Below are 24,297 nucleotides of genomic sequence, written 5' to 3'. Positions count from 1 at the left end.
TGAGCATACAGGGAAAGGAGGCGTAAGTCATGGCTCAAGCAAGCACGGAGAAGTTGGCGGCGCCATCCATTGCGGCAAACAAGAGCAAATCGAAGAGACGGCCGAGCAGCCGTCTCCAGATTCAAACGTTTAATCTGTTCCTGGGTATTCTGGTACCGGTCATCATTCTCGTCATTTGGCAAAGTGCCGGGATGATGGGCAAGCTCAATCCGACGCTGCTCCCGACGCCGGGCCAGATTATAGAGGAGTTCGTTAACCTGACGGCATCGGGCGAGCTGTTCCTTCATCTGCGCATTTCGTTCTGGCGCGCCTTGCTTGGTTTCCTGCTAGGCGGAGCGATCGGCTTGGCGGCAGGCTTATGGGTAGGCTTCTCGTACCGGACGGAACGGCTTATCGATCCGTCGCTTCAAATGCTGCGCACGCTGCCTCATTTGGCGCTCGCGCCGTTGTTCATTCTATGGTTCGGCTTCGGCGAAGCTTCGAAAATATTGCTTATCGCCAAAGGCGCCTTCTTCCCGCTATACGTCAATACGTTTCTTGGCATCCGCTCGGTTGACGGCAAGCTGTTCGACGTTGCCCGCGTGCTGCAATTCAGCCGCTGGCAGTTGATTACGAAGCTGGTGCTGCCGGCGTCGCTGCCGAATATTTTCTTAGGCGTAAGGCTGTCGATCGGGGTAGCTTGGCTGGGACTCGTCGTTGCGGAAATGATGGGCTCGAGCTCAGGTATCGGCTTCCTCATTAACGATGCTAGATATTTCTCGATTACAACGGTTGTATTCGTGGGCATTATCGTCTTCGCGGCTGTGGGTAAAATAACGGACTCGCTGGTGAAGCTGCTTGAGAAACGGCTGCTGCGCTGGCAGGACAGCTACAAAGGGGGCGGCAATCATGGCTGAGCAGGTTGTTGCTAACAAGGCGAAGCCTGCGAATCAGGCAGAGGAACGCCGCGATTGGTTGGATTCTTTTCCGAAATGGACGCATGCATGGTTAGTGCCCATTGTCATCGTAGCGGTGTGGCAATTAGTAAGCGGCTTGGAGTTGCTGCCTAGAACGATGCTGCCATCGCCTGTTCTTATCGGGAAAAGCTTCATTGATCTATGCGTCAGCGGAGAGTTGTTCGAGCATCTCGGCATAAGCGCTTATCGCGCTGGATTAGGATTCCTGCTAGGCGGCGGGCTTGGGCTGCTGCTCGGGCTGTCTGCCGGACTTGGCAAAGTCGTCGAGAAGACGCTTGATCCTTCGCTGCAAATGTTGCGGACCGTACCGCTATTGTCAGTCATTCCGTTGTTCATCCTCTGGTTCGGAATCGGCGAGTTCTCGAAGGTGCTGCTCATTGGACTTGGGGCGTTTTTCCCGGTATATGTAAATACATTCCTCGGCATTCGCAGCACGGAAACGAAGCTGTACGAGGTAACACGGATTCTGCAATACACGAAGCTGCAGCAAATAACGAAGCTTATTATCCCTACGGCGCTGCCGAACATTTTGCTAGGCGTACGATTATCGCTGGGGGTATCTTGGCTGCTGCTCGTCGTTGCCGAAATGATGGGAACGAGCGCCGGCATCGGTTATATGATTCAGGACGCAAGAGCGTATTCGCAGACGGAGATCGTGTTCGTGGGTATTATTATATTCGCGGTATTCGGCAAGCTGTCGGACTCGGCCATACGGCTATTGGAGAAAAAGTGGCTGCGCTGGCGCGATACGTATAAAGGTTAAGCTGGTTATTAGGGGCAGTAAAGCAGAAGAGACGAGAAGGGCAGGTAACAACTATGGGAACGAGAAAAGAGCAGCTTCATCTCGGAGCATTCATCTACTATACCGGGCATCACCATGCGGGCTGGCGTCATCCTGATTCCGGCGTGGAAGGCATGTTCGACATTAACTTTTATCGCAAGCTGGCGCAGACGGCTGAGCGCGGCAAGTTCGATATGATCTTTTTCGCGGATCTGCTGTATGTGATGGGCGTCGATGAAGCGGTTGCCGGCATGCTGGAGCCGATTACGCTGCTGTCGGCATTATCGGGGGCGACGGAGAAGATCGGTCTGACGGCAACGGTATCGACGACGTACAACGAACCGTTCAACGTGGCGCGCAAGTTCTCTTCGCTCGATCATATTAGCGGCGGTCGCGCAGGCTGGAACATCGTGACGTCGCAGCAGGATGTCGAGGCGTTCAACTACGGCAAGGATAAGCATCCCGAGCACGGCCTTCGTTACGAGATGGCTCGTGAATTCGTCGATGCGGTTACTCGCTTATGGGACAGCTGGGAAGACGATGCGTTAGTGCTCGACCGCGAGGCGGGACAATTCGCGGACGGTTCGAAGGTGCGGACGGTCGACTTCAAGGGCAATTGGTACAAAACGCGCGGGCCGCTTAACGTACCGCGTTCGCCGCAAGGCTATCCTGTTCTGATCCAGGCCGGCTCGTCCGGGCCGGGACAGGATTTCGCGGCAAGCACGGGAGAGGTCATCTTCACGGCGCAGCAATCGCTGGAAGCGGCCAAAACGTTCTACGAGAGCGTGAACAGCAAGCTGGCGGACTATGGCAGGGAACGCGGCAGCATGAAAATCATGCCGGGCCTGTCGCCGATTCTCGGCGCGACGGTGGAAGAAGCGCAAGCTCGTTACCGCCAGCTGCAGGAGCTAATTCCTCGTTCGGCGATTACCGGCTTCCTGTCGGCATTCCTTGGCATCGATCTAAGCGGTTACTCGCTTGACGATCAGTTGCCGGACATTCCGGATCCGGTCGAGAAGTCGAACGGCATGAAGAGCCGCGTACAGCTTATTATGGATATGGCGCGCAGCGAGCAGCTGTCGATGCTGGAGCTTGGCAGACGGATACTTGGCGCGAGGGGACATATGCAATTCGTCGGAACGCCCGAGCAGCTAGCCGATCTCATGGAGCATTGGTTCGACGAGTACGGCTGCGACGGCTTCAACATTATGCCTCCGGTGCTGCCGGGCGGACTCGACGACTTCGTTGATCAAGTCGTTCCGATCCTGCAGCAGCGCGGTCTGTTCCGCGAAGAATACACCGGCAGCACGCTGCGCGAGCATCTAGGGCTTGAGCGTCCCGGCATCGGACATTTCCGCAATAAGTGGGCATCGGTGCAAGGTGAGCAAAGAGAAGCGAGCGCGATCGGGCTTGCTGCCGCTGGCAGCAACGATGTGGCGATTGCGGGTCAGTGAGACGATGATGAAGTGAAGTGAAGTGAGCATACCTCATTGTTTAATGAGGCTAATCTCACTAAATCTGACCGAATCAGGGCTTAATATAGTAATAGTGAAGAAAACCTCACTCGCCATGAAGCTAGGTTCATGAGCAGTGAGGTTTTCTTCATTAATAGGAAGCGGTCGCGTGAGCAGGCATGATTTCTATGAGATTAGCCTCATTGAATAATGAGCCTCCTCACAGCAGGCAACTCAGCTCAGTATCTTCCCACCGGCTCCTCCCACCAGCCGAATGACACAACGGCAGGGGCGGAGCGGTACATCGGTCCGGTCAGCGTGAACAGCAGCGATTGGCCTGGGCCGAAGATCCAGCGGCCGTCCTTCTCGCTCGTAATACTCGAGTAGCCCGGTATGACCCGGGTGGAGACGGGGACGGCGCCGAGCGTCTTAGGATCGAGCTCGCTGCCGAATTGCACCTGTCCGCAAGGCGCCGGTCTCGGATGTATCGTTAGATTCGTTGCCGATACTTCATGCGACATCATGCCGCGAGTAGGCAGGCCGTTGCAGAAGCAGATTTGCGAGACGAGAGGCTCATGCGACAAATTGCTAATGACGTATACGTCAAAAAATAGATTAACGCCGGAATGAGGCGGGTTGACGAGCGCAGCCCAGACGCGGTTGGAATCCGTCGGCTGAAGCTGATCCGTCTCCCCCATGAAATACTTTCCTTGCAATGACTTGATGAACGGATTGGTGATATCGACCACGTTCGGCGGGCCAAAGGAATACATTGCTGCACCGTCCTTCCAGATTCGCTTCTATTCCACCATATGATTAGAATCTTGGAACATGCCTATAACGAGGCATCTGAGGAACGATGAACAATTATTAACGGTATGAAATTATTCCTTGGAGACGTGGCTTCCCCATATTGCGATACCTTCATCGGAAAGGGCGCTGAACGTCATGACGTAAGACAACGTTCCTTCATTCCATTGACGGAGGAAAACGCCATGATAGACGATCCCGTCTATCGTAATATCGACCGTGTAGTCCCCGGTGTTCTTCCACGTTCCCTGGACGCTGCCTGTTAGGTTGCCGTCCTTCTGCAGCTCGATCATCGCGGCAGCTTTAATATCGGCGGTAATTTCTTTACCGTGGTTAATGAACTTGTAAGCCCCGACAATCTCCGCAGCATCAACCTTCTCCGCCGTCTCGCCGGTGTATCGATGCGGAGTTATGACGGGCCAGCCCTCCGTATTCATAAGCAATTGATGAACGCGAACCTCATGCGCTTCGCCGCGCGACGGGAAGCGGGTATGGAAGATAATGAAGTTTTTATTCAAGTTGGCTTCGTAATAAACGGAATTATGGCCGGGAGATACGTATCCCGTTCCGATATTCGCAATTTCACCTTCTACGTTCTCGAACTGGAAGTTGCCGATTAGCTTAGCGCCGTAGGGGGCAATGGATAAATCATCGAACAAAGTGCCGTATGCGCCGAAGGCGTTAATCATCTCTTTACCTTCCGAATCGACGTAAGGACCGTCTGGATTCTCGGATCGGGCGACACGAATATTGTAGCCGCCTATCGCATCAAGGCCGCCGTACGATAGGTAGAGGTAATAGTAGCCGGTTTCTTCGACGTACTGAATATAAGGCGCTTCTATGCGGCTATGGTTGTTGCCGAGCAGCTTCTTGCCGTAGCCTTGCCCTTCGAGCGGCAGCCCCGTCGCCGGATCAAGCTTCATAATGAAAATTCCTCCGGAATAGGAGCCGTATACCATCCACAGAATGCCGTCCTTGTCGAAGAACGCGTTCGGATCAACGACGTTCGGATGGACGGTAGCATCGTATAACTTGCCGTCTGCGCCGAGATCATTCCACATACCGGATTTGAGAATTAAGCCTTTGTCCGTATAAGGACCTTCGACGTTGTCCGCAACGGCGATGCCGAGCGCGGAGCGGGGCGAATCGCCTTTGCACATGCTGTAATACATATAGAACTTGCCGTCCGCGAGCTGAATGACGTCGCCAGCCCAGAACGTATCTGTCTCGGCCCATTCCAGTCCTTCGCTCATTTCCTTCGTTACGTTCGGAATAATGGGATTCTCGTCGTAGACGCTGGAATTCAACTGCTCCCAGCTCATTAGATCGTTCGACTTGGCCACCGCGAGATGAGAGCCGAACACATAGAACGTATCTCCGACTTTAATAATCGACGGATCGTGTACAGATGCATTTTTGAACTGAGGCTCATCTTCTGTAATCGCTTCCAAACTATTCGTGTTAGCTTCTGCCTTAGGTACGGTCGTGGGGGCGGGGCTATTCGTATTTTGGTTACGCACGTTGTTGCCGCCACCGTTGTCGCTGCAAGCGCTCATTAATGCGAGAACGCATACGGACGCGATAAAAGCTGTCCTTTTGTTCAAAGTGGTGTTCCCCCTGTTCAAACCTATAATAATTCATATAAACATTAATCGATTAATGAAATTATTATATTATTCTTCTGCCCATTTAACAAGCCATAGATTGAATTGCTACTCATGAACGCAAAAAAAGAGAGGAACCGGGTCCTCTCTTCTTGAGCAGTTAATCGATATAAGCGTTATTCTGTTTTTTTCGGAGCTTCGAACGTCATGCCCTTCGTATCCACCGTAACCTTCTTCATGGAAAGAGGATCGAGCGGCTTGTCGCTGCCATCGCGTTCTTGGGCAACGATCTCATCAACGACATCAAGGCCTTCAATGACTTTGCCGAATGATGCATACTGTTCGTCAAGCGAAGTAGCGTCTTCATGCATAATGAAGAACTGCGAACCCGCCGAATTTGGATCGCCCGTGCGCGCCATGGAAATGACTCCGCGCGTATGCTTCAGCTTGTTCTCGAAGCCGTTCGACGTGAATTCGCCGGCAATGCTGTAGCCTGGACCGCCAGTGCCTGTGCCCTCGGGATCTCCGCCTTGAATCATGAAGCCTGGAATAACACGGTGGAAAATAACGCCGTCATAGAATCCGCTTTGCACAAGCGAGATGAAGTTGTTGACCGTATTCGGAGCGACCTCTGGATAGAGCTCGACCTTGATGACCTTGTCATTGCTCATCTCTATTGTAACGACTGGATGCTTGTCCGATCCAAGCAGCTCAGGACCTTCTTCCTGCGGCGGTTCGGTGGCGGCAGCATTCTCGTTGTTGCCCGAGCCTTGGGTGTTGCCTACGTTATTTTCCTTGCTAGCTCCGCAGCCTGTCGTTACGACAAGCATAACGGCGAGTATGGCGAGCAGCCCTGCAAATAATCTTTTATTCAACAGCATGTGTACGCATCCCCCTTGTATATGATCCACTTTGTATAATAGCATATCGATGGATTTGATTGCGAGTGGGAGTAGGGAACGGATTGCTTAAGACGGAGGGTTGACCTTCTCGTAAGGGAAAGCTTTACGATGAATTCGTAGTGCTAATCGAATACGAAAGGATGATTACTGGAATGCCGGATCATGAATCGATTTATAGGAAGGAAGCGGCGCGTTACGACGCGTTGATTACGAAGCAGCCTGCTTTGCAGGCATGCATCCGCGAGATTAAGCCTTATGCCGGACTGGATATTGTTGATGTTGGAGCGGGTACGGGCAGACTCGCTGCGGTGCTGGCGGGAGAGGCCCGGTCTATCGTGGCAACGGACGTTTCCGAAGCGATGCTCTCCATTGCGGCGGATAAGCTCACGGCGTCAGGGCATGCGAACTGGCGGACAATCGCCGCTGATATGAGGAAGCTGCCGCTTGCGGAGAGAAGCGCCGATCTCATCGTGGCGGGCTGGAGTATATGCTACCTGGGATCTAGCGATAATCCGAGCTGGGAACAAGATGTGGATGCGGTCATGAAGGAGCTGAAGCGGTTGCTGCGGCCGGGCGGGACGATTGTTATTTTCGAGACGATGGGAACGGGGTTTGAGCAGCCGAACCCGCCGGATTTTCTGCTTAGCTATTATTCTGCATTGACGGAGAAGTACGGGTTTTCGCATAAGTGGATTCGTTTGGACTACGAGTTCGAGAGCGCGGAGCAGGCAGAGGAGCTGACTGATTTCTTTTTCGGAGAAGATAGGGAGAGGGCAGATGGGGTTGGCAGCGATGCGGCTCATGTGCCGGAATGCGCGGGGGTTTGGTGGCTATATACGTAAAGGGGAAGGATGGGAGAGCGCGCTTAGACGAGGCGCTGCTCCTGCGTGCAGGTTAGCGAATAACGAACTTCGACACTTCGCTAATCTCGTGCATCTCGTCAATCGTCAGCTTGAAGCGCAGCGTCTTGACGTTCTGCTCGGCGTGCTGCGCTTTGGATGCGCCGGGAATTGCGAACACGGTATCGCCATTGAAGTGAATGAGCCAATTGAGCGCGATCTGCGCGACGGTGGCATCATAGTGGGAAGCGATCTGACGCATCGTATCGATAAGCGGCTTCGAGCGCTGCAGTCCGTTAGGGCGGAAGGATGCGCCGAATCTGCGAGGGCCATGGATTGATCTGACCAGCTGTGGATTGTCATGGAACTTGCCGGTTAGAATGCCTTGCTTGAGTGGCGAAAAAGCGATAATAGCGGCGTTCAGCTCCTTCGCTGTATCCAGGATGCCGTTGTTCTCTATGTCACGGTCAAGCAAGCTGAATTTTACTTGATTGGAAGCAAGCCGCATGCCATGACTGCGCAGAACACGGTCGGCTTCAACCATCTGCTTAGCACTGAAGTTGCTGACGCCAATATGCTCGATCATGCCGGCTTCCGCAAGCTTTATCATCTCGCTCATCTCGCTGCTTATGCTGGAGAAGGAGAACGGCTTATGAATCTGATACAAATGGATCTTCCGACCCTCGAGAGCGTTCATACGATCGTGGATCGTCCGTCCGATATTGGTTGCGGTACGAAGGACCGGCCACCATTTCGTTGCGATATGGCTATGAGCGCCTGCAGGCAGCGCCTCGCGCAAAGCCCGGGCAAGCTGCTGCTCCGACTGCCCGTTGCCGTAGATTTCGGCGGTGTCGAACCAGTTGATGCCGCCTTCATAGCTGATTCTGACGATGTCGTTGATCGTGCTCGGATCAAGAGCGGGCCAGAACTTGCCGAACAAGCCATTCCCATTGCTGAGCTGCCAGCAGCCGAGTCCGATAGGAGATAACTTCATAGAAGTATTGCCAAATCGTCGATAGGTGGATTGAGGCATGGCAGTGGTCTCCTTTTGTGACAAATAACAATCGTTCTATAGGACAGGCTAGGATTTACCGGTGATTTGTTGAATTTTGCCCAACAGCTCATTCATCTGTTGCAGGAGCGAATGCGCCTCTTCCGGCGAGCTGCCCAGCTGACAGTAAAGCTGCGGAGGGACTTCATAAGCTTTGTTCTTCAAAGCCTGACCTTGTTCCGTAAGCGTGACGAGGACGCTGCGCTCATCTTCGCGATCGCGGGTGCGCGTCAGTAAGCCTGCTGCTTCGAGCTTCTTCAACAACGGCGTAAGCGTGCCCGAATCTAGGTATAATCGATGGCCGAGCGCACTTACCGATATATGATCTTGCTCCCAAAGGGCAAGCATGGTGACGTATTGTGTATAGGTTAATCCGAGCACATCGAGAATAGGGCGGTACAGCTTCGTTATTTCCCGTGAACAGGCATAGATGGAGAAGCAGATTTGGTTATCTAGCTTTATTGTATCGTCGATATTCATAAGTACCTCCATAGATATAGGCATTGTTCATAAATAAAATGCCCCTTTACATTGATGATTATCCAATTAAATTGTATTAAATAAAATATAGTTCACACGGCTGCCGGCTGTCAACAAGGCATTAGGCAGGGTATAGGCTGCCCTGCTTGCTTCAGCGTCGGGAGGTTGGACTATATTCCAATGAGGCTATCTTTTTTTATTTCCCCGTCTAATTGAAGAATATTTTTCCATTCGCGATCCATTGCCATCTTCTCGGTCGGTGTACGCAGTGAAACTTCGTTGTGATCTCCAGCTGATTATGCTATAGTTACAGCGTTTATTTGATGTGGAATGGAGGAGTAGAGAAATGGCGCATACCGCAGAAGATGTGGCGGAATGGATGTTAAATGAAGTGAAATCAGCGGGTATCTTGCATCAAGAAGCCGCAGTCCAATATATTAAAAGCCATTTTGGCGAATCATTCATTTATGTGAACGACAACGGCAACGAGTCGATCGACAAAGAGGTGAAGAAGGCGTTCCGTAAGCTCCACCGCGGCAAAGCGGCATGGGAACGGGACGGCTTCTTCTGGGGCTGGAGCTAGAGTGTAAATTGTAAAAAGGCCCTCCGCCTTCACGATATGTTCATCGTGTGAGCCGAGGGCCTTTTTTCAGTTACCTTTTATATGACTAACGTGCCCCACCAACCGCCGCGTGATGGAATAGGTATAGAAAGTATACCTATTCCGCGAAGTCTAGCTAGTTTGGGAGAAATAGAGATGGAAAGTATATCTATTAGAATAAGAATGAGTCGGCATACCGGCAACAGCTATTCCAGCTTGACGCCGATTCCAAGCGCTTCCGCTCGTCGTACCATATAGGCGGCAACGGTCATATCGAAAGAAGCCATGCCCATTGGGCAGAACAAGACCGGTTCGTCATCGGCCCAAGCGGCTAATGCCTCGCGGCATACAACGTCGGCGAGCGAATGCGTCTGCTCCTTCACAAGGCCGCACTCCTTATGCAGCAGCTCGATGTCGGTATTCTCGCGGCATACTTCGCTCCAGTCGTCGACAATGACCGCCTTCACCTTGCCGATGGCGTCCGTCTTGAAATCGCGCAGCGACACGTCCAGCAGCAGTGTTCCCGGCGCAGGAGGCACATCGATGTAGCGATTGCTGCTCACGGTACAGGTAATGACGACGTCCGATTCGGCGTAGAGCTGCTGCCAAGTGGCTGCGGCAAGCGTCTTGCCGCGAAGGGCGGGGTGGATGTCATCGAGCTTCGGTTCTCTAATGTCGTAGACGAGCGCGGAGTCGATGAGATCGCCGTATAGATCGGCGCACATATCGAAATGAAGCTGACCGATCGGACCCCATCCGATAATGCCTACCTTCATGCGGCGGCCCGGATGAGCCTTCAAATAATGGCGAATGACGAGACCGCTTACTGCAGCCGTCCGTGCGGCGCTCGCGAGCGGTGCGTTAAGGATGGCATACGGCACGCCGCTCGCCGCATTGTTCAGGACTGTCACGCTATGCGCGCGAGGTAGTCCGAGATGAATGTTGCCGGGAAAGCTGGCGATCCACTTCAAGCCGGCCGCTTGCACGTCGCCGCCGATATAAGCGGGCATTGCGATAATGCGGTTGGCCGGATCATTGTAGCGCAAATAAGGCTTCAAGGGCTGGGCAAAATCGCCTTGGTCCATAACGGTGACGGCATGTTCTACGCTATTCACAAGCTCATTCCATTGCAAGCCKACCATGCGTAGATGATTATCGTTCAAATATAACACGCGCATTATCCTTTCAACGGTGAATTAGCAGTGCCGAATTGCCGTTCGATCCAGGCGTCGGAGTAGACGGTATCCAAGTAGCGCTCGCCGCGATCATGGAGAATAACGGCACAGACGGAGTCGCTTGGAATCTGATCGTAGAGACGCGTCATAGCCGCAATGACGGCACCCGAGGACGGACCGGCCAGAATCGACTCTTTCTGTACGAGCGCTCTGCAGCTGGCTGCCATTTCACGTTCTGGTATATTCATAGAAATGTCCATAAAGGACGACTGGCCAAAAGGGGGGACGATGCCTGCCCCGAGACCGGGAAACACGCGCGGACCTTTGGCGCCTCCGAATATGACGCTGCCTTCGGCATCCACAGCTACGAGCTTCGTGCCAGGCGAGTGCTTGCGCGCATACATGGAGCATCCAAGCATCGTGCCGCAGGTGCTGACGCCTCCGACAACATAGTCGACTGTCCCAAGCTTGTCTACGATCTCGCGCATCGTGCCTTCATAATGAGCGCTGTAGTTGTTTTCATTCGCATATTGGTTCGGCCAATAGCTGCCCGGTATACGGGTAAGCAGCTCTTGCACCCGCTGCAGCCTTGCAGGCAAATATTCGCCAGTCGCTTCATCGGGCTTCGCCACGAATTCAATCTCCGCACCGTATGCTTTCATAATTTTGATGTTCTGCTCGGATGTTTTTGGGTCGATGACGCATATGAATTTCATTCCATAATAGGAGCAAATGGACGCGAGGCTGATTGCCATATTTCCTGAGCTGGATTCAATGACGACCGATCCCGGGCCGATTCGTCCGTCCTTGATCGCTTGATTGATAATTCGTGCCGCAGGCCGGTCTTTGGAGCTGCCGTTCGGATTCATCAGCTCTAGCTTGGCGTATACTCGTATGCCGCGGCGCTCCTCGAATAGTTTGGACAGCCGCACGAGCGGCGTTTCTCCAATAACGGCCAATATATTGTCATTCACCACAATGGTCCACCTCTCACGAATAAATCTTTTTCGCCTTCACCGCTCCTCGTTCCAACTGCTCATTATCCTTTGCTTTCGTTACGACAATCCCGCTTAATATTTGGTTTTGAATCATTTCGCCAATCTCGGGGATTTTCACCTCAATGGCTTGCTGAATCGTTTCTATCATTGCCTCATCCAGCGATCTGCTCTTAATATGGACGGCAAGCTTATTGCCGCTAATGCGCACCCGCAGCTCCGCATCATGCACGTAGCGGTTTACGACCTCTTCAATGTCGTAAAGGCTAATCTTCTCGCCATGCTTCAGCTCCGAACCGATTCGCTTGGAGATGCACCTGAAGGTTTGCCTTGGTACCCCGTTAACTATATGAGTCTCAAAATCTCTCACGACGTCATAAGTGACGAAACGAATAGCAGGAAACATAGAACGAACGAATGAAGTCAGCACAAGTACGCCTTCATTCTCCTGAAGCGGAGAGAAGCTCGGATCAATCTGTTCAGCCGGCAGCGCTTCGGCAAATAACCCTTCTGATAAAACGTATTTGCCAAGCTCATGCGAGTAGGCGGCGATAGCTCCGATCTCGATGGAGCCGTAGGTGTCGAGAATATCGCTCCGCTGAATGCCGAAGCGTTCAGCCATATTGGCTTGCCATTCCAAGGTAGCGATCTCGCCTACAACGATTATTTTTTTGATGCCGAATGCGGACGGTGCGGGAGCGGCTGCGGCGATGCCGTCCAGAATGGAAGGCATAGTGTAGAGGAGGTCGGGCTTGAAAGTGTCAAGGCGGGCAATGTGCTCTTCAATGGGAGAAGAGAAKGACAAGGAGTCAGCTACGAAACCCATCTTCTCGAAAATAGTGACGGCCGTGCTGGCCGCATGCCCAGTACCCATATCGGCAAGCGCTTTGCGTACGCTCGGTAGATCACTGCCCAGCCATTCTTGGAAGGAAGTCATCTTGGCATCGATATAGCGCTCATCATCCGACTCCGAATAATAGATGGACTTGCGCTTGCCTGATGATGTTCCAGACGTCCGATAAACGGATAAGCCGGGTTCCGTTCTGCTCGATACTGCATAATACCCCTGTTCAAGCACTTCGGATGTAACAAGAGGCAGCTCTGCAACATTTTGCACAGAAGTATGGAGTCCCAACTGCGCGAGCCATTCGGTGTACCAGGGATGAAGCTTGCCTATCAGCTCTACTTGTTGCTGAATCGGCATTGCTAGAGTCATAGGTATGAACCTCCTATCGCATAGATTCAAAGCTGAATTACTTAAGCATATGTTCGCGATGACAGCTCGGTTCTGTTTATGACGATAGCGGCCTAGGGCTATTTTTTGACTAGTTTAATATTGTAACAAGAGACTGAAAATAACGGAGGGATTGCGTGGACGTGTATGTGAACAAGGCGGCAACGGTTCGGAAAGCTGGCAGTATCGAGGATGGCCCCAAGGCCGAGGTATCTATTAACAGCTATTCTAGGTACAAGAGATGGCATTCAGAGCCTAAGAAGAAATTCAAAACAGCGAAGAGGAAACGGGGATTATCGGCTGGGAACGGTCGCCCGGTCAGAAGCAGGTATGCGGCGTCTCCTAAGAGGAAATATGTACAACAAGCTCCGGTGAAGCGCAAGGTGTCTAAACCAGTCGTTAAAGCGAGCAAATCGTATAAGGATAAATGGGCCAAGACGAAGATACTGCTACGTCACGGAGAACTGCGTCATCACGTGCCGATGACAAAACTGTTCGGCAAGCAATCCTTGTATGGAATGCTGCAAAAATTCGGTATGGTATATGTGAAGCCGACGGGCGGTCAAATGGGCATCGGCGTTATGCGCGTGGAAGCGTATCGAGGCAAGTTTACGTATCAGAATGGGCTTCGGAAGGCATCGTTCGGCAGTTATGAGGCGCTCTATCACGCTCTTGTCAGGGAGACGAGGGGTAAGACTTATATCGTGCAAAAAGGGATAAACCTGCTTAAGCATAAAGGCAGACCGTTCGATATTCGCTTAATGGTGCAGAGGTCGCCGTATGGCGGCTGGGAAGCGACGGGTACACTCGGAAGAGTAGCTCATCCGCGTAAAATCGTAACAAACGGCAGTCAGGGCGGATCAATATACCCGACTGCGCGTCTGTTGAAAAAATATTCCGATGCGGGTTATCGCAATCGTTTGCTGCGGCATATGGACTATATCGGCCTGGTTACGGCGAAGCAGCTTCGTGCTGCATATCCGGGGCTGCGCGTGATCGGACTTGACCTCGCGCTGGATAAACAAATGAAGCCATGGATATTGGAGGTTAACACGGCGCCCGATCCTTGTCCATTCACGCTGCTGCCTAATCAAACGATGCTGCGCAGAATTATCCGTTACGCGAGGGCATATGGCCGCACCTACGCGCTCAATTGCGGCAAGGCTAGGCGCGGCGTATAAGTGTAAATAGCAGTAATGCACGCCCCTCAATCGGAATGGACGATAGATTCCATTGAGAAGGCAGTGCGGAATCGAAGGCTCTCGACCGGGTCGCGCAAGTCCCGGCCGGTGAGCCTTTCGCATTTTTCGAGGCGATAGGTGACGGTGTTGCGGTGAACGAATAGCTGCTTGGCAGTCTCGGCCAGCTGGCAATGCGTCTCGTAGAACGTGCTTAGTGTCTTCAGAAGATCGCTTCGTTCCTTGCCTTCAATATGGAGCAGATCCTTGAACGTATCCTCGTAATATTCTTTCAGCTCTTCCTTCGGGATCATACGCAGCAGGTTATTGAAGTTTTTGGCGCGGTAAGGCTGGACGAACTGTCGCTTGCGCGCATCATAGCCGGTCTGCAGAGCTTCCACTGCCTCCTTGTAGGACAACGGAATGTCTGCGAGCTGAGAGACGGGGTTGCCTACACCCATTGATATCGGAATGCCGTGCAACAGGTGCAGGCTATCGACGACTTGCCGCATTTGCTCGAGAAACTTGCTTACCTTGCCTGCCTTCACGTCAATACTTCGCTGAAGGGCAATTAATACACAGAAATAATCGTTTTTGGTGAACAGCACGAACCGTTGATCGAGCTTGGAAAACTCGTTCTTAAGCACATTGTAATGGCGGTCGCGTTCCGAAATGAATCTGCCGTCTGATTCAAGTGTGTTCGAGGCGTCTGCGGTATCGTAGGACGTATCCCGTTTGACAACGATGCTGACGTAGTATGGATGATTCATCAGTCTATAATACTTGATGCGATGGGTAAGCTCTTGCTCCGAGGAAATGAGGCCATCCACAAAGTCGGAGAAAAACTCATTCTTGTAACGACGCGACCGCTCCTTCACAGCTTGCCGTTTCATAAGCTCAAGCCCAATCACGTTAGCTGCTTGCTCCATCGCATGCTTGGACAAGTTGTAGTGCGCATGGCTTCGGTCAATGCTTGTAACGACGTAGCCTTCGAGCTGGTAGGTCATAATCGGGTGAAACACTGACGCCGCAATTGTAAAAGGCGTTTGCGGGAGCTGCCCTCCAGGTTCGAGAGAGGAACCGATTCGCTCTTGCAGGCTAGGAAGCAAGCTGCGGTATTGCTGCGAAGCAGCGCCGCCGGAGCTGCATAACAGCTTAGCTTCCGAATCAATGAGCATAACGGGCGAGCTGATGAGAAGGGACAGCTCCTCAATGATGTCTTGCGTCGACTTGCCCTGCATGATCATTTGAGAAAATTGCTTATGCGTTGTCAGCGCGTAGTTCAGCTCGTCCGTCCGTTTCTCTAGAATATGACTGAGCGAGTGGCTCGATATATCGCCAAGCGATTGCTCGAGCGACAGCTCGATGACTGGAAATTGCAGCTCGTCGGCTCGCTTAATGACTTCCGGCGGCACCTCGCGGAAAAAACGTTTGGTCTTAATGGCGAGGCCGGCGCAGCCGACATTAGCCATATTCGTAACGAGCGAGAGCAGCGCATCGGGATGATCCTTCATCGCGTAGCCAGTCGTCAGAAGCAGTTCCTGCGGCTTCAAATAATGAATGATGTCGGGCGCGTCCATAATGGTGATCGATTGAACGGTGTTGCTTATTCCTTCACGGCCGGCTACGATCACGGCATTCGCGTAGACAGGAAGCGATATTAAATCTTTGAGCAGCATGGTTAAACCACCCTCTACGTAATATATGTTAGATAATATGACATGAATATATCATTTATACGAAGCTATGTAAATGCGGGATTGTTTATTCTGTTCAATGAATGTCGTTGATTTTTGGTCAGTGTACACAATGACAATTTATTTTGCAGCGTTTATGATGAGTTTATCTATCTTTAATTGATGTCATGTAAGTTAACGGGAAAAGTGTTTTGGCTCGAATAATGAGTTGCCGCGAGTCGGCATAGAAATACATGGAGAGGGCGGGTGGATGCATTGAGTGACAGAGGGAAGCTGGATTTGTTAATCAAAAATAGTTCCGTCGTGCTGAAGGATGAGGTTCGCATTCTCGATATTGGCGTGAAGGATGGACTTATCGTTCAGCTTGGTCATGGCATTGACGCGCCGGCACTCGAAACAATCGATGCATCGGGCCTTACGGTGATGGCCGGTATGATCGATGCTCATGTGCATCTGAATGAGCCGGGACTTGGCGCGTGGGAAGGCTTCGAGAGCGGCTCGGCTGCGCTTGCTGCCGGCGGCGTGACTACTTATATCGATATGCCGCTGAACGGGGTGCCTCCTACGGTGACGGTCGCCGCTATGCAGATGAAGCTGGATGCGGCGTATGAACGGTCCTATGTGGATTACGCATTATGGGGCGGCCTTGTTCCAGGCAAGCTGCATGAGTTGAAGCCGCTAAGCGACGCTGGTGTAGTTGGTTATAAAGCGTTCATGTCAGCGCCTGGGGGAGAAGGGGAGGATATCTTCCGCGAGGTTGACGACTATACGTTGCTTGAAGGAATGAAAATCATTAAGAGCTTGAACAAAGTGCTTGCGCTGCATGCCGAGAGTGAGCCGATCGTCTCGAGGCTTGCTGACGCCGCACGGGCGGAGGGTCGACTTGGTGCTGCTGATTACGTCGCCACGCGTCCGATTGTGGCTGAGCTTGAGGCAATCAATCGAGCTTTGTTCTACGCCGAGCAGACGGGTTGTGCCTTGCATTTTGTGCATATAAGCAGTGGGGCGGGGGTTCGAGCCATTCATGAAGCGCGCGAGCGCGGCATGGACGTTACGGTAGAAACTTGTCCGCATTACTTAGCGTTTACCTCGGCAACAATGGTGGAGAAAGGCGCGATCGCCAAGTGTGCGCCTCCAATGCGGGACAACGAGGAACGAGAGCGTCTGTGGCAAGCGGTAAGGGAAGGTCGAATCGATCTGATTGCATCGGATCATTCGCCAAGCCCAACTTCAATGAAGGAAGCGGACAACTTCTTCGATGCTTGGGGAGGGATTGCCGGAGCGCAAAGCTCGGTCGCATTCTTTGTAGGCGAGGGTCATGTGAAACGCGGTATTCCGCTTACGGAAATTAGCCGAATGATATCCGGCGAGCCTGCGAAGCGATTTGGCCTGTATCCCGCTAAGGGAGAGATCAGATTAGGCTCGGATGCCGATCTTATTTTAATAGACTTGAACACAACCTATGTACTGCAGAAGGAGCAGCTCTATCATCGTCATAAGCATAGTCCTTATATTGGCGAGACCTTTCATTGCGGMATTATGGCCGTGTATAGCAGAGGGCGTAAGGTATATGATTCGGAGACGGGACTTGGCAGTGAGAAGCGGGGAACTTTTATTCGATAGTCCATGAGGGTTCTAATTGCAGCAGTGCTTTGAAAGGGGGAGCGGCCATGGGACAAGGAATTGCAGCACACCCGCAAGAGAAGGAAGAACTGCTCGCAATTTTCGAAGAGCAAATTGTAGAAGTGCTGGAGTGGTTGGCCGCATTCAGCCCAGACGAGGCGGGCGGCGTTACCCGTCTGCTGTATAGCGATACGTGGCTGAGTACGCAGCATGCGCTGGCTGAGCGGATGAAGAGCTACGGTTTCGTGACGGAGTTCGACGAGGTAGGCAATCTATTCGGCAAGCTGCCGGGGGAGCATGCAGAGGCCTCTTCCATATTGACGGGCTCACATATTGATACGGTCGTGCAAGGCGGCAAGTATGACGGCGCATACGGTATCGCGGCAAGCTTGCTGGCGCTGCGCTACTTGCATGGCCGGTACGGCAAGCCGAAGCGGACGATGGAGGTCGTTGCGTTATGCGAGGAGGAAGGCAGTCGTTTTCCGACGGCTTACTGGGGGTCTGGCAGTATAGCGGGCAAAAGGGACTTTGAGCAGGTTGCTCATTTGCAGGATATAGATGAGGTTTCGTTCGTGGATGCGATGGCGAAGTGCGGCTTCGGGGAAGGCTCTGGCCGGAGCAGTCGTCGTCACGATATCGGCGCATTCATTGAGGTTCATATTGAGCAAGGAGCAGTGCTTGAGACGGAGAACGTAGCTGTTGGCGTTGTTGACGCGATAGCTGGTCAGAGACGAATGAAATTCGAGGTAACCGGCGAATCGAATCATGCCGGCACGACCCCGATGCATATGCGAAGAGATGCGCTGGAAGGTGTCAGCGCGATGATTCTGGAGCTGCGTCGCGAAGCGACTCGGCAAGGTGCGCCGCTGGTGGCGACGGTAGGACGGCTGAATGTATTGCCGAACGTGCCGAATGTCGTTCCCGGCAAAGTGACGTTCACGGTGGATGCCAGGCATGCGGACGAGGCGGCGTTGGGCTTATTTTGCAAGTGGGTCATGGAGACGTTTAAGCGACTCGCCGATGAAAGACAGCTTGAGATTAGCGGGATGGAATGGTTTTGCGAGAAGCCTGTCCCGATGGATGCGGGTATTATACGCCATTTGGACGAAATAAGCCGAGAGATGGGCATTTCTTCGAAGCGGATGGTTAGCGGAGCGGGGCATGACGCCCAAATGTTCGAGCACATCTGCCCTACTGGAATGCTGTTCGTTCCAAGCCGCGGCGGCATCTCGCATTCGCCGCTTGAATATACAGCGCCAAGCGAGCTGGCTGTTGGCGTGCTGGTATTGACGGAGTTGTTGTACAGATTAGGGTATGGGGAGGAAGCGTTATGAAGGTATACAAGGATTTGTCGCCATCGCCGCGTACGATAATGACGCCGGGGCCGGTAGAGGTTGACCCGCGCGTGCTGCGGGCGATGTCGTATCCGATATTAGGGCAATTCGATCCCGAGTTCACTTCGATAATGAATGAAACGATGGAAATGCTGCGGAAGCTGTTCGTTACCGAAAATGAATGGGCATTTCCGGTGGACGGCACGTCGCGGTCCGGTATTGAAGCGGTTCTCGTCAGCTTAATCGAGCCGGGAGATAAGGTGCTTGTGCCGATCTATGGCCGGTTCGGACATCTGTTGACGGAGATTGCCGAGCGTTGCGGCGCCGAAGTTGTGACAATCGAGAAGGAGTGGGGCTTCGTCTTCGATACGGAGGAGCTTGTCGCGGCAATACGGACACATCGGCCTAGACTTGTTGCGATCGTTCATGGCGAGACGTCAACTGGGCGGATGCAGTCGCTTGAAGGCATTGGACAAGTGTGCCGCGAGCTCGATGCTTTGCTTGTCGTCGACGCGGTAGCCACGATAGGCGGCGTGGCGCTGGAGACGGACCGCTTGCTGCTTGACGCGGTTATCGGCGGCACGCAGAAATGTTTATCCGTGCCGGCGGGCATGGCGCCGATTACGTACAACAGCCGTGCGGCGGCGAAGATCGCAAGGCGCAAGAAGATTGAGCGCGGCCTGCTGACGGGCGGCGAAGAGGAGTCGCTGCTGCGTCCGGTGCAGAGCAATTACTTCGACCTCAGCATGCTCCAGGATTATTGGAGCTCAGCTCGATTGAACCATCATACGGAAGCGACATCGATGCTGTATGCGCTGCGAGAAGGACTGCGACTTGTGCTGGAGGAAGGTCTGGAGCCGCGATATGCGCGGCATAAGGCGCATGAAGCGGCGCTTGTCGCCGGAATTGAGGCGATGGGACTGTCGCTGTATGGCGACCCCGGCTGCAAAATGCCGGTCGTCGCCTGCGTCGAAATCCCTGAGGGAATCGACGGCGAAGCGGTTAGAAGTACGCTGCTGCAGGATTTTGGCATTGAGATAGCAAGCTCCTTCGGCGTGCTGAAGGGTAAAATATGGCGCATTGGCACGATGGGCTACAGCTGCAGCAAACGCAACGTGCTGCTCACGCTCGGCGCGCTCGAAGCAGCTCTGTTGCGTCAAGGTCACAAGCTGGAAGCTGGCCGCGCCGTGCAAGCGGCATTGAACGCATATGCTTGACGTCTACTGACTCCGGCTCGATCTTCGAGCTGGTGGGCGCGGCGCGTGAAACGTAGCCTACAGACAGCTATGTTGGATATTTGCAACATAGCCCCCTGCTTTGTGTCCAAAAGGCAGTGTAGCGCTCGAAGTTACTGCGAAAATTCAACATAGCTCACCGCACCCGCCAATTCAGCCCAAAGTTACTGCAGAAATCCAACATAGCTCAATAATAACGTGGCGACGGGGAGGGTCTGAAAGAAGGTAACATTGATGATGCTGCGGTTTACCGGAGCATGTGAAGCGCGTTGCCGGTCAGCTCGTAGTAGCGGGCTGTTTTGCCTTGCGAAATATTGCGCATCCAGCCTTTCTGGACAAGGGTGAGCAATAGCTTGCGGGCGGTGCGGAAATCAATGTTTAAGAGGCTGCACACATCCTTGGGGCGAACCGGCCGCCCCAGACGCCATGCGAATTGCAGCAGTTCTTTCTCTGCGATGGCGTTGGTCCCATCTGGGTCTTTGCGAAGCATATGAGGACCAATAACGTGCTGCAAAAGCATGCGGCACAGCTCAGGTCGGCGCTCAATATCATCGAAGGAGAAATGGATCATTTTCCAGCCTAAGCCCGTAAGGAAGGTGTCTCGATTCAATGTATAGTTGAACCGTTCCCTATCCATATCCTTAATGTGGCTTTGGAAACCATCGCATTCAATGCCGAATTTGCCAAATGGGGTAATGTAAGCCAGGTCCAAGAATTGAGACTTTCGATTCCAATCGTAGATTTCATATTCAGGATGACAATGCTCAAAGCTGCCGAATAGCGGCCACCATACATTCTGAAGCAGCAGCCTCTCGCCGAAACCGTGACCTCTTAGCAAACGGCCTTTGCGCTCACCTTTTCTTTTTTCCAAATGCTCCTCGATAAGCGCCTTGTGCGCCAACTCGAACTGATCCATTCCACTCGCTCCCTGGTTCTGAAAACAAAAAAAGAACGCCCTCGCCAAAAATGGCAACAGGACGTTCTTCGTCTAGCTCCTATTCTACCGCATCATGGCGATGTGGGGAAGATTACGTTGTTGCTTGGCTGAATTTTAACAAAGCTTTACTTTATTTTTACTTTTGCGGGGCGTTACTTTTACTCTACTTCTATACAATAGCTTCATAGCGCATGAATGAGGCAGGAGGTGGCGGATTGGTCAAGTACAAGTGGACGTTATTATCGACGGCGTTCGTGCTCGTTCTTGCGGTGATATTTCTCTTGCAAGGAACGAAGGATGCCGGGGCGACTGGTGATTTATCGGATCCGTTCCTTGATCCGTACGCGTTATCCTTGGCGCATCGCCATGCGGGGGCGTGGTCGGAGACAGCGGCGGAGAAAAGCGTGGCGATTCGACTGGAATGGCCGGAGGGTGAACCGCAGGCAGGCATGCCGTCCAAGCTTTCGCTATCGATTGCCGGAGGCGGCGGTAAGCCGATCGATGCATTCGATATAACGAATGAGAAGCTGCTGCATCTCATCGTAGTAAGCGAGGATCTGCAGCATTTCCAGCATGTGCATCCGGAGTACAAAGGCGGCGGTGTATTCGAACTGCCGGTAACATTCCCTGCTAGCGGCAAGTTCAAACTATATGCCGACTTTGTTCCGACGGGGCTGAATGAGCTCACGAGAACCGGATTGGTTACGGTGAGCGGCACGGCGGCAGGTTCAGCGGTGCTTAAGCCGAGCGAGATGCTTGAGGCCAGTGTTGACGGGATGAAGGTGAAGCTCGAGTTCTCGGATGAGCTCGCGCCGCAGACGCAAATGAGCATGACCTATACGTTTACTGATGAGAAAACGGGTGATCCGATTACGGATCTTGAGCTTTACTTGGGGGCGGTCGGCCATGTTGTTGCGATCGATCAGACAACGGAGCAGTTCATCCATATTCACCCGCTTAACTGGGCGTCATCAGGCCCTCAGGCTGTGTTCGGGGCAGCATTCCCTGTAAGCGGCATGTACAAAGTATGGGGGCAATTCCAACGAAACGGCAAGACGTTCGTAGTGCCGTTCGTCATTAAGGTGTAGCGGCATTAACGATTCGAGCCTCTATCCTCGCGAATGCGAGGATGGGGCTTTTTTTGTTCTCTGCAAGGAGTGAAGAGATCGGCAGCAACATTTTACCGAAATGAGAGGAAGTTCTTATGCAACCTTTACCTTGGCCTCCGTGAATTATTACCTTTGCATGTTAGGATAATTGACATAGATCGAAAGAGAAGAGGGATGCGATGGTGTGAGATAGGGGTGGGCATACATTCTAGCAATTATAACCGCACGAGAATACGTTCATAACGGAGGGAAACTATGAATAAGAAAAAGATGGTTGCATCGGTTATCGCTTTGTCTGTCGCTTTTGCCACGGTTAGCTTCCTGCCAGGAGCGTTAGGCATCGATCGACTGAGTGCCGCAGAAATCAACAAGATGGTCTATCACCCGCTGAATCCGCTAACTCCGCAGGAGATTGAGAAAGCATCGCAAATTATTCGCGATTCCCAGTATGGCAGCAAAGATATGTATTTCTCCGAGATTAAGCTCGAAGAGCCGGAAAAAGCGAAGGTTTGGGCTTGGGATGCGAACCCGATCACGAAGCTGCCGAGGGAAGCGACTTTCACGCTGATTAAAGGAAGTAAACCTTACGAGGGTACGGTTAATCTGGATACCGACAAAATCACTTATTGGAAGGAAGTCAAAACCGGCTGGCCGCTCTATACGGAGTGGGGGCAAACGGAGTCCATTGTTGAGGCGGACGAAAAAGCGGTCGCCGCGCTTGCGAAACGCGGTCTTACCGACCTGTCCAAAGTACGGTTCGCTGACGGTCCGCTGGGCGATTACGGCCCGCAACTGACGCCTCCGGGATCGCGCCTTGCCATCTCCGTACCTCGAGTGAGCGTAGAGGGTATGGTGAACAACATGGCTCACCCGATGGACGGACTTTCCTTCCTGGTTGACCTGAATGCGAAAAAAGTGCTTAAAATTTATGAAACAGGAACGCCCCCTATTCCAACAGACCTGAACGATTACTCGAAAGTAATCAAAACAAAACGCACGGATGAAATCAAGCCGCTCATCATTAGCCAGCCTGAAGGCGCAAGCTTCTCGGTTAAGGGCACGATGGTAGATTGGCAGAACTGGAAGTTCCACTTCCGTCTTGATCCGCGTGTAGGTCCGATTGTATCGACTGTTACGTACACGGAGAACGGCGACAAGCGTAAGGTCATGTACGAAGGCGGTCTTGGCGGCATGATGGTTCCTTACGGCGATCCGGATCCGGCTTGGCTGTACAAAATTTTCATGGACGCAGGCGAATACGGCGTAGGCTTGTCGGTTCGTACGCTCAATATAGGTTCCGATGTTCCGAAAAATGCAACATTGTTCGACGCTGCGCTTAATGACACGGCGGGCAAAGCTAACGTAATTAAAAGCGCATTTGCCTTGTTCGAACGTTACGCCGATGCGGAATGGTCGCATAACGGCGACGCAAGGGAACGCCGTGAGCTTGTGCTTCGCGCGATTGCGACAATCGGCAACTACGATTACATTTTGGACTGGGTATTCCTGCAAAATGGTTCAATCAAGCTGATGGCCGGCGCAACGGGCCTTGCTCAAGCCAAAGCGGTCGACACGAAAACGATGTCCGACCCAACGGCGGCAAAAGATACGCGCAATGGCACGCTTGTGGATAAGAACATTGTAGCGCCTACGCATCAGCATATCTTCAGCTACCGTCTGGACTTGGACGTTGACGGTGAAACGAACTCCGTTGGCGAAATTTTGCCTAAGGCGATTACGGTATCCAATCCGGAATTTGCCCGCAGCGAAATGATTATGCAAGAGAAAACTTACAAAACGGAGCAAGAAGCGATTCAAAAGTTCGATCCCGACAAAATCGTACTCGTTAAGAGCGAATCGAGAAAGAACATCCTCGGAAACACGACGGGTTACCAAGTTATTCCGTTCGCGGGCGGCACGCACCCGTTCATGGAAGAACCGCTCTTCACGAAAACGGACTATGTATTGAAACGTGCGGAATTCATTAATAATCACATTTGGGTTACGCCTTACAAAAAGGATGAGCTGTACTCGGAGGGTAAATACACGACGCATAATACGGACACGGGTCTTGGCCTCTGGACGCAGCAAAACCGTGATATTGAAAGCGAAGACTCGGTCGTATGGCTGACAACGGGTACGACGCACGTCATGCGTGCGGAAGAATTCCCGATCATGCCTACGGAGTGGGTGACGGCTATGATCAAGCCTTGGAACTTCTTCGACGAGACGCCAACGCTTGACCTGCCGATCATTGATCCGGCTGCCCAATAACACAGGTTATCCAAGCTTAATAGACTAA

At 52.6% G+C, this 24,297-nt stretch carries 21 protein-coding genes; 11 read left to right on the top strand and 10 right to left on the bottom strand.

From position 1 onward, the window contains the following. Positions 1 to 29: 29 nt before the first annotated feature. Genes AC1DF0_RS21285 through AC1DF0_RS21275 form a run of 3 tightly spaced genes read left to right on the top strand, consistent with a single transcriptional unit; the run spans position 30 to position 3,191 of the window. Positions 30 to 896 (top strand): ABC transporter permease subunit, encoded by an 867-nt coding sequence (locus AC1DF0_RS21285; protein WP_475822310.1) that lies wholly within the window; start codon positions 30 to 32, stop codon positions 894 to 896. Beyond that, a complete protein-coding gene (locus tag AC1DF0_RS21280; protein ID WP_477575232.1) occupies positions 889 to 1,719 on the top strand; it encodes an ABC transporter permease in 831 nt (276 codons plus the stop codon). The genes AC1DF0_RS21285 and AC1DF0_RS21280 overlap by 8 nt, the downstream gene beginning before the upstream one ends. A 53-nt stretch (positions 1,720 to 1,772) precedes the next feature. Then, positions 1,773 to 3,191: an LLM class flavin-dependent oxidoreductase gene (locus AC1DF0_RS21275; protein WP_477575231.1), complete on the top strand. Its 1,419-nt coding sequence runs from the start codon at positions 1,773 to 1,775 to the stop codon at positions 3,189 to 3,191. Positions 3,192 to 3,430: 239 nt separating this feature from the next. On the opposite strand, the gene AC1DF0_RS21270 is transcribed toward AC1DF0_RS21275, so the two are convergent. From AC1DF0_RS21270 to AC1DF0_RS21260, 3 genes are all read right to left on the bottom strand, one after another. Further along, positions 3,431 to 3,964, bottom strand: coding sequence for a DUF6143 family protein (locus tag AC1DF0_RS21270; protein ID WP_477575230.1), 534 nt, complete (start codon positions 3,962 to 3,964; stop codon positions 3,431 to 3,433). 111 nt (positions 3,965 to 4,075) lie between these two features. Next, positions 4,076 to 5,605 (bottom strand): glycoside hydrolase family 43 protein, encoded by a 1,530-nt coding sequence (locus AC1DF0_RS21265; protein ID WP_477575229.1) that lies wholly within the window; start codon positions 5,603 to 5,605, stop codon positions 4,076 to 4,078. Positions 5,606 to 5,781: 176 nt separating this feature from the next. Next, positions 5,782 to 6,486 carry a peptidylprolyl isomerase gene (locus tag AC1DF0_RS21260; protein ID WP_477575228.1) on the bottom strand — a complete coding sequence of 235 codons (705 nt, stop codon included), beginning with the start codon at positions 6,484 to 6,486 and terminating at the stop codon, positions 5,782 to 5,784. A gap of 173 nt (positions 6,487 to 6,659) precedes the next feature. Between AC1DF0_RS21260 and AC1DF0_RS21255 the strand changes: the two genes are divergently transcribed. Further along, a complete protein-coding gene (locus tag AC1DF0_RS21255; RefSeq protein WP_477575227.1) occupies positions 6,660 to 7,349 on the top strand; it encodes a class I SAM-dependent methyltransferase in 690 nt (229 codons plus the stop codon). Between the two features lie 52 nt (positions 7,350 to 7,401). Here the strand turns inward: AC1DF0_RS21255 and AC1DF0_RS21250 are convergent, their stop codons facing one another. Both AC1DF0_RS21250 and AC1DF0_RS21245 read right to left on the bottom strand, forming a co-directional pair. Then, positions 7,402 to 8,379, bottom strand: a complete 978-nt coding sequence (locus AC1DF0_RS21250) for an aldo/keto reductase (protein WP_477575226.1) — start codon at positions 8,377 to 8,379, stop codon at positions 7,402 to 7,404. Positions 8,380 to 8,427: 48 nt separating this feature from the next. Continuing rightward, the gene (locus AC1DF0_RS21245; protein ID WP_477575225.1) at positions 8,428 to 8,877 is read right to left on the bottom strand and encodes a MarR family winged helix-turn-helix transcriptional regulator; all 450 of its coding nucleotides are present in this window, start codon (positions 8,875 to 8,877) and stop codon (positions 8,428 to 8,430) included. A gap of 346 nt (positions 8,878 to 9,223) precedes the next feature. On the opposite strand from AC1DF0_RS21245, the gene AC1DF0_RS21240 reads away from it, so the two are divergent. Beyond that, positions 9,224 to 9,460: a DUF6953 family protein gene (locus AC1DF0_RS21240; RefSeq protein WP_442048517.1), complete on the top strand. Its 237-nt coding sequence runs from the start codon at positions 9,224 to 9,226 to the stop codon at positions 9,458 to 9,460. A 224-nt stretch (positions 9,461 to 9,684) separates the two neighbouring features. Here the strand turns inward: AC1DF0_RS21240 and AC1DF0_RS21235 are convergent, their stop codons facing one another. The 3 genes from AC1DF0_RS21235 to AC1DF0_RS21225 are packed head-to-tail and all read right to left on the bottom strand — an operon-like array spanning position 9,685 to position 12,864. Next, positions 9,685 to 10,650 carry a 2,3-diaminopropionate biosynthesis protein SbnB gene (locus AC1DF0_RS21235; RefSeq protein ID WP_477575224.1) on the bottom strand — a complete coding sequence of 322 codons (966 nt, stop codon included), beginning with the start codon at positions 10,648 to 10,650 and terminating at the stop codon, positions 9,685 to 9,687. Positions 10,651 to 10,655: 5 nt separating this feature from the next. After that, positions 10,656 to 11,627, bottom strand: coding sequence for a 2,3-diaminopropionate biosynthesis protein SbnA (gene sbnA / locus AC1DF0_RS21230; RefSeq protein WP_477575223.1), 972 nt, complete (start codon positions 11,625 to 11,627; stop codon positions 10,656 to 10,658). A gap of 16 nt (positions 11,628 to 11,643) precedes the next feature. Then, positions 11,644 to 12,864: a phenylacetate--CoA ligase family protein gene (locus tag AC1DF0_RS21225; protein ID WP_477575222.1), complete on the bottom strand. Its 1,221-nt coding sequence runs from the start codon at positions 12,862 to 12,864 to the stop codon at positions 11,644 to 11,646. A 155-nt stretch (positions 12,865 to 13,019) separates the two neighbouring features. Here AC1DF0_RS21225 and AC1DF0_RS21220 point away from each other — a divergent pair, with 155 nt between their 5' ends. Beyond that, a complete protein-coding gene (locus AC1DF0_RS21220) occupies positions 13,020 to 14,063 on the top strand; it encodes a YheC/YheD family protein (protein WP_477575221.1) in 1,044 nt (347 codons plus the stop codon). Positions 14,064 to 14,089: 26 nt separating this feature from the next. On the opposite strand, the gene AC1DF0_RS21215 is transcribed toward AC1DF0_RS21220, so the two are convergent. Then, the gene (locus tag AC1DF0_RS21215; protein ID WP_477575220.1) at positions 14,090 to 15,739 is read right to left on the bottom strand and encodes a PucR family transcriptional regulator; all 1,650 of its coding nucleotides are present in this window, start codon (positions 15,737 to 15,739) and stop codon (positions 14,090 to 14,092) included. A gap of 264 nt (positions 15,740 to 16,003) precedes the next feature. Here AC1DF0_RS21215 and AC1DF0_RS21210 point away from each other — a divergent pair, with 264 nt between their 5' ends. From AC1DF0_RS21210 to AC1DF0_RS21200, 3 genes are read left to right on the top strand one after another with little or no spacing between them, the layout of a single operon-like run. Further along, positions 16,004 to 17,380: an allantoinase gene (locus AC1DF0_RS21210; protein ID WP_477575219.1), complete on the top strand. Its 1,377-nt coding sequence runs from the start codon at positions 16,004 to 16,006 to the stop codon at positions 17,378 to 17,380. A 47-nt stretch (positions 17,381 to 17,427) separates the two neighbouring features. After that, positions 17,428 to 18,714 carry an allantoate deiminase gene (gene allC / locus AC1DF0_RS21205; protein ID WP_442048524.1) on the top strand — a complete coding sequence of 429 codons (1,287 nt, stop codon included), beginning with the start codon at positions 17,428 to 17,430 and terminating at the stop codon, positions 18,712 to 18,714. Continuing rightward, entirely contained in the window at positions 18,711 to 19,931 is a 1,221-nt protein-coding gene (locus tag AC1DF0_RS21200) for a pyridoxal-phosphate-dependent aminotransferase family protein (RefSeq protein WP_477575218.1), read from the top strand. The genes allC and AC1DF0_RS21200 overlap by 4 nt, the downstream gene beginning before the upstream one ends. Positions 19,932 to 20,196: 265 nt before the next feature. On the opposite strand, the gene AC1DF0_RS21195 is transcribed toward AC1DF0_RS21200, so the two are convergent. Further along, positions 20,197 to 20,865, bottom strand: coding sequence for a hypothetical protein (locus AC1DF0_RS21195; protein ID WP_477575217.1), 669 nt, complete (start codon positions 20,863 to 20,865; stop codon positions 20,197 to 20,199). 236 nt (positions 20,866 to 21,101) lie between these two features. Between AC1DF0_RS21195 and AC1DF0_RS21190 the strand changes: the two genes are divergently transcribed. Both AC1DF0_RS21190 and AC1DF0_RS21185 read left to right on the top strand, forming a co-directional pair. After that, on the top strand, positions 21,102 to 21,974 hold the full coding sequence (locus tag AC1DF0_RS21190) for a hypothetical protein (RefSeq protein ID WP_477575216.1): 873 nt from the start codon (positions 21,102 to 21,104) through the stop codon (positions 21,972 to 21,974). Between the two features lie 276 nt (positions 21,975 to 22,250). Next, a complete protein-coding gene (locus AC1DF0_RS21185; protein ID WP_477575215.1) occupies positions 22,251 to 24,269 on the top strand; it encodes a copper amine oxidase in 2,019 nt (672 codons plus the stop codon). The last annotated feature ends 28 nt before the right edge of the window (positions 24,270 to 24,297 follow it).

The organism is Paenibacillus sp. 05T425 (assembly GCF_056396205.1).
This window is presented reverse-complemented; position numbering and strand designations above follow the sequence as displayed.

What these genes read in the sequence shown, in the direction of transcription:
- AC1DF0_RS21275 (WP_477575231.1), top strand. Translation starts at nt 1,773, where the DNA reads ATGGGAACGAGAAAAGAGCAGCTTCATCTCGGAGCATTCATCTACTAT.
- AC1DF0_RS21195 (WP_477575217.1), bottom strand. Translation starts at nt 20,865, where the DNA reads ATGGATCAGTTCGAGTTGGCGCACAAGGCGCTTATCGAGGAGCATTTG.
- allC (WP_442048524.1), top strand. Translation starts at nt 17,428, where the DNA reads ATGGGACAAGGAATTGCAGCACACCCGCAAGAGAAGGAAGAACTGCTC.
- AC1DF0_RS21270 (WP_477575230.1), bottom strand. Translation starts at nt 3,964, where the DNA reads ATGTATTCCTTTGGCCCGCCGAACGTGGTCGATATCACCAATCCGTTC.
- AC1DF0_RS21215 (WP_477575220.1), bottom strand. Translation starts at nt 15,739, where the DNA reads ATGCTGCTCAAAGATTTAATATCGCTTCCTGTCTACGCGAATGCCGTG.
- AC1DF0_RS21280 (WP_477575232.1), top strand. Translation starts at nt 889, where the DNA reads ATGGCTGAGCAGGTTGTTGCTAACAAGGCGAAGCCTGCGAATCAGGCA.
- AC1DF0_RS21200 (WP_477575218.1), top strand. Translation starts at nt 18,711, where the DNA reads ATGAAGGTATACAAGGATTTGTCGCCATCGCCGCGTACGATAATGACG.
- AC1DF0_RS21285 (WP_475822310.1), top strand. Translation starts at nt 30, where the DNA reads ATGGCTCAAGCAAGCACGGAGAAGTTGGCGGCGCCATCCATTGCGGCA.
- AC1DF0_RS21240 (WP_442048517.1), top strand. Translation starts at nt 9,224, where the DNA reads ATGGCGCATACCGCAGAAGATGTGGCGGAATGGATGTTAAATGAAGTG.
- AC1DF0_RS21260 (WP_477575228.1), bottom strand. Translation starts at nt 6,486, where the DNA reads ATGCTGTTGAATAAAAGATTATTTGCAGGGCTGCTCGCCATACTCGCC.
- AC1DF0_RS21185 (WP_477575215.1), top strand. Translation starts at nt 22,251, where the DNA reads ATGAATAAGAAAAAGATGGTTGCATCGGTTATCGCTTTGTCTGTCGCT.
- AC1DF0_RS21255 (WP_477575227.1), top strand. Translation starts at nt 6,660, where the DNA reads ATGCCGGATCATGAATCGATTTATAGGAAGGAAGCGGCGCGTTACGAC.
- AC1DF0_RS21250 (WP_477575226.1), bottom strand. Translation starts at nt 8,379, where the DNA reads ATGCCTCAATCCACCTATCGACGATTTGGCAATACTTCTATGAAGTTA.
- AC1DF0_RS21245 (WP_477575225.1), bottom strand. Translation starts at nt 8,877, where the DNA reads ATGAATATCGACGATACAATAAAGCTAGATAACCAAATCTGCTTCTCC.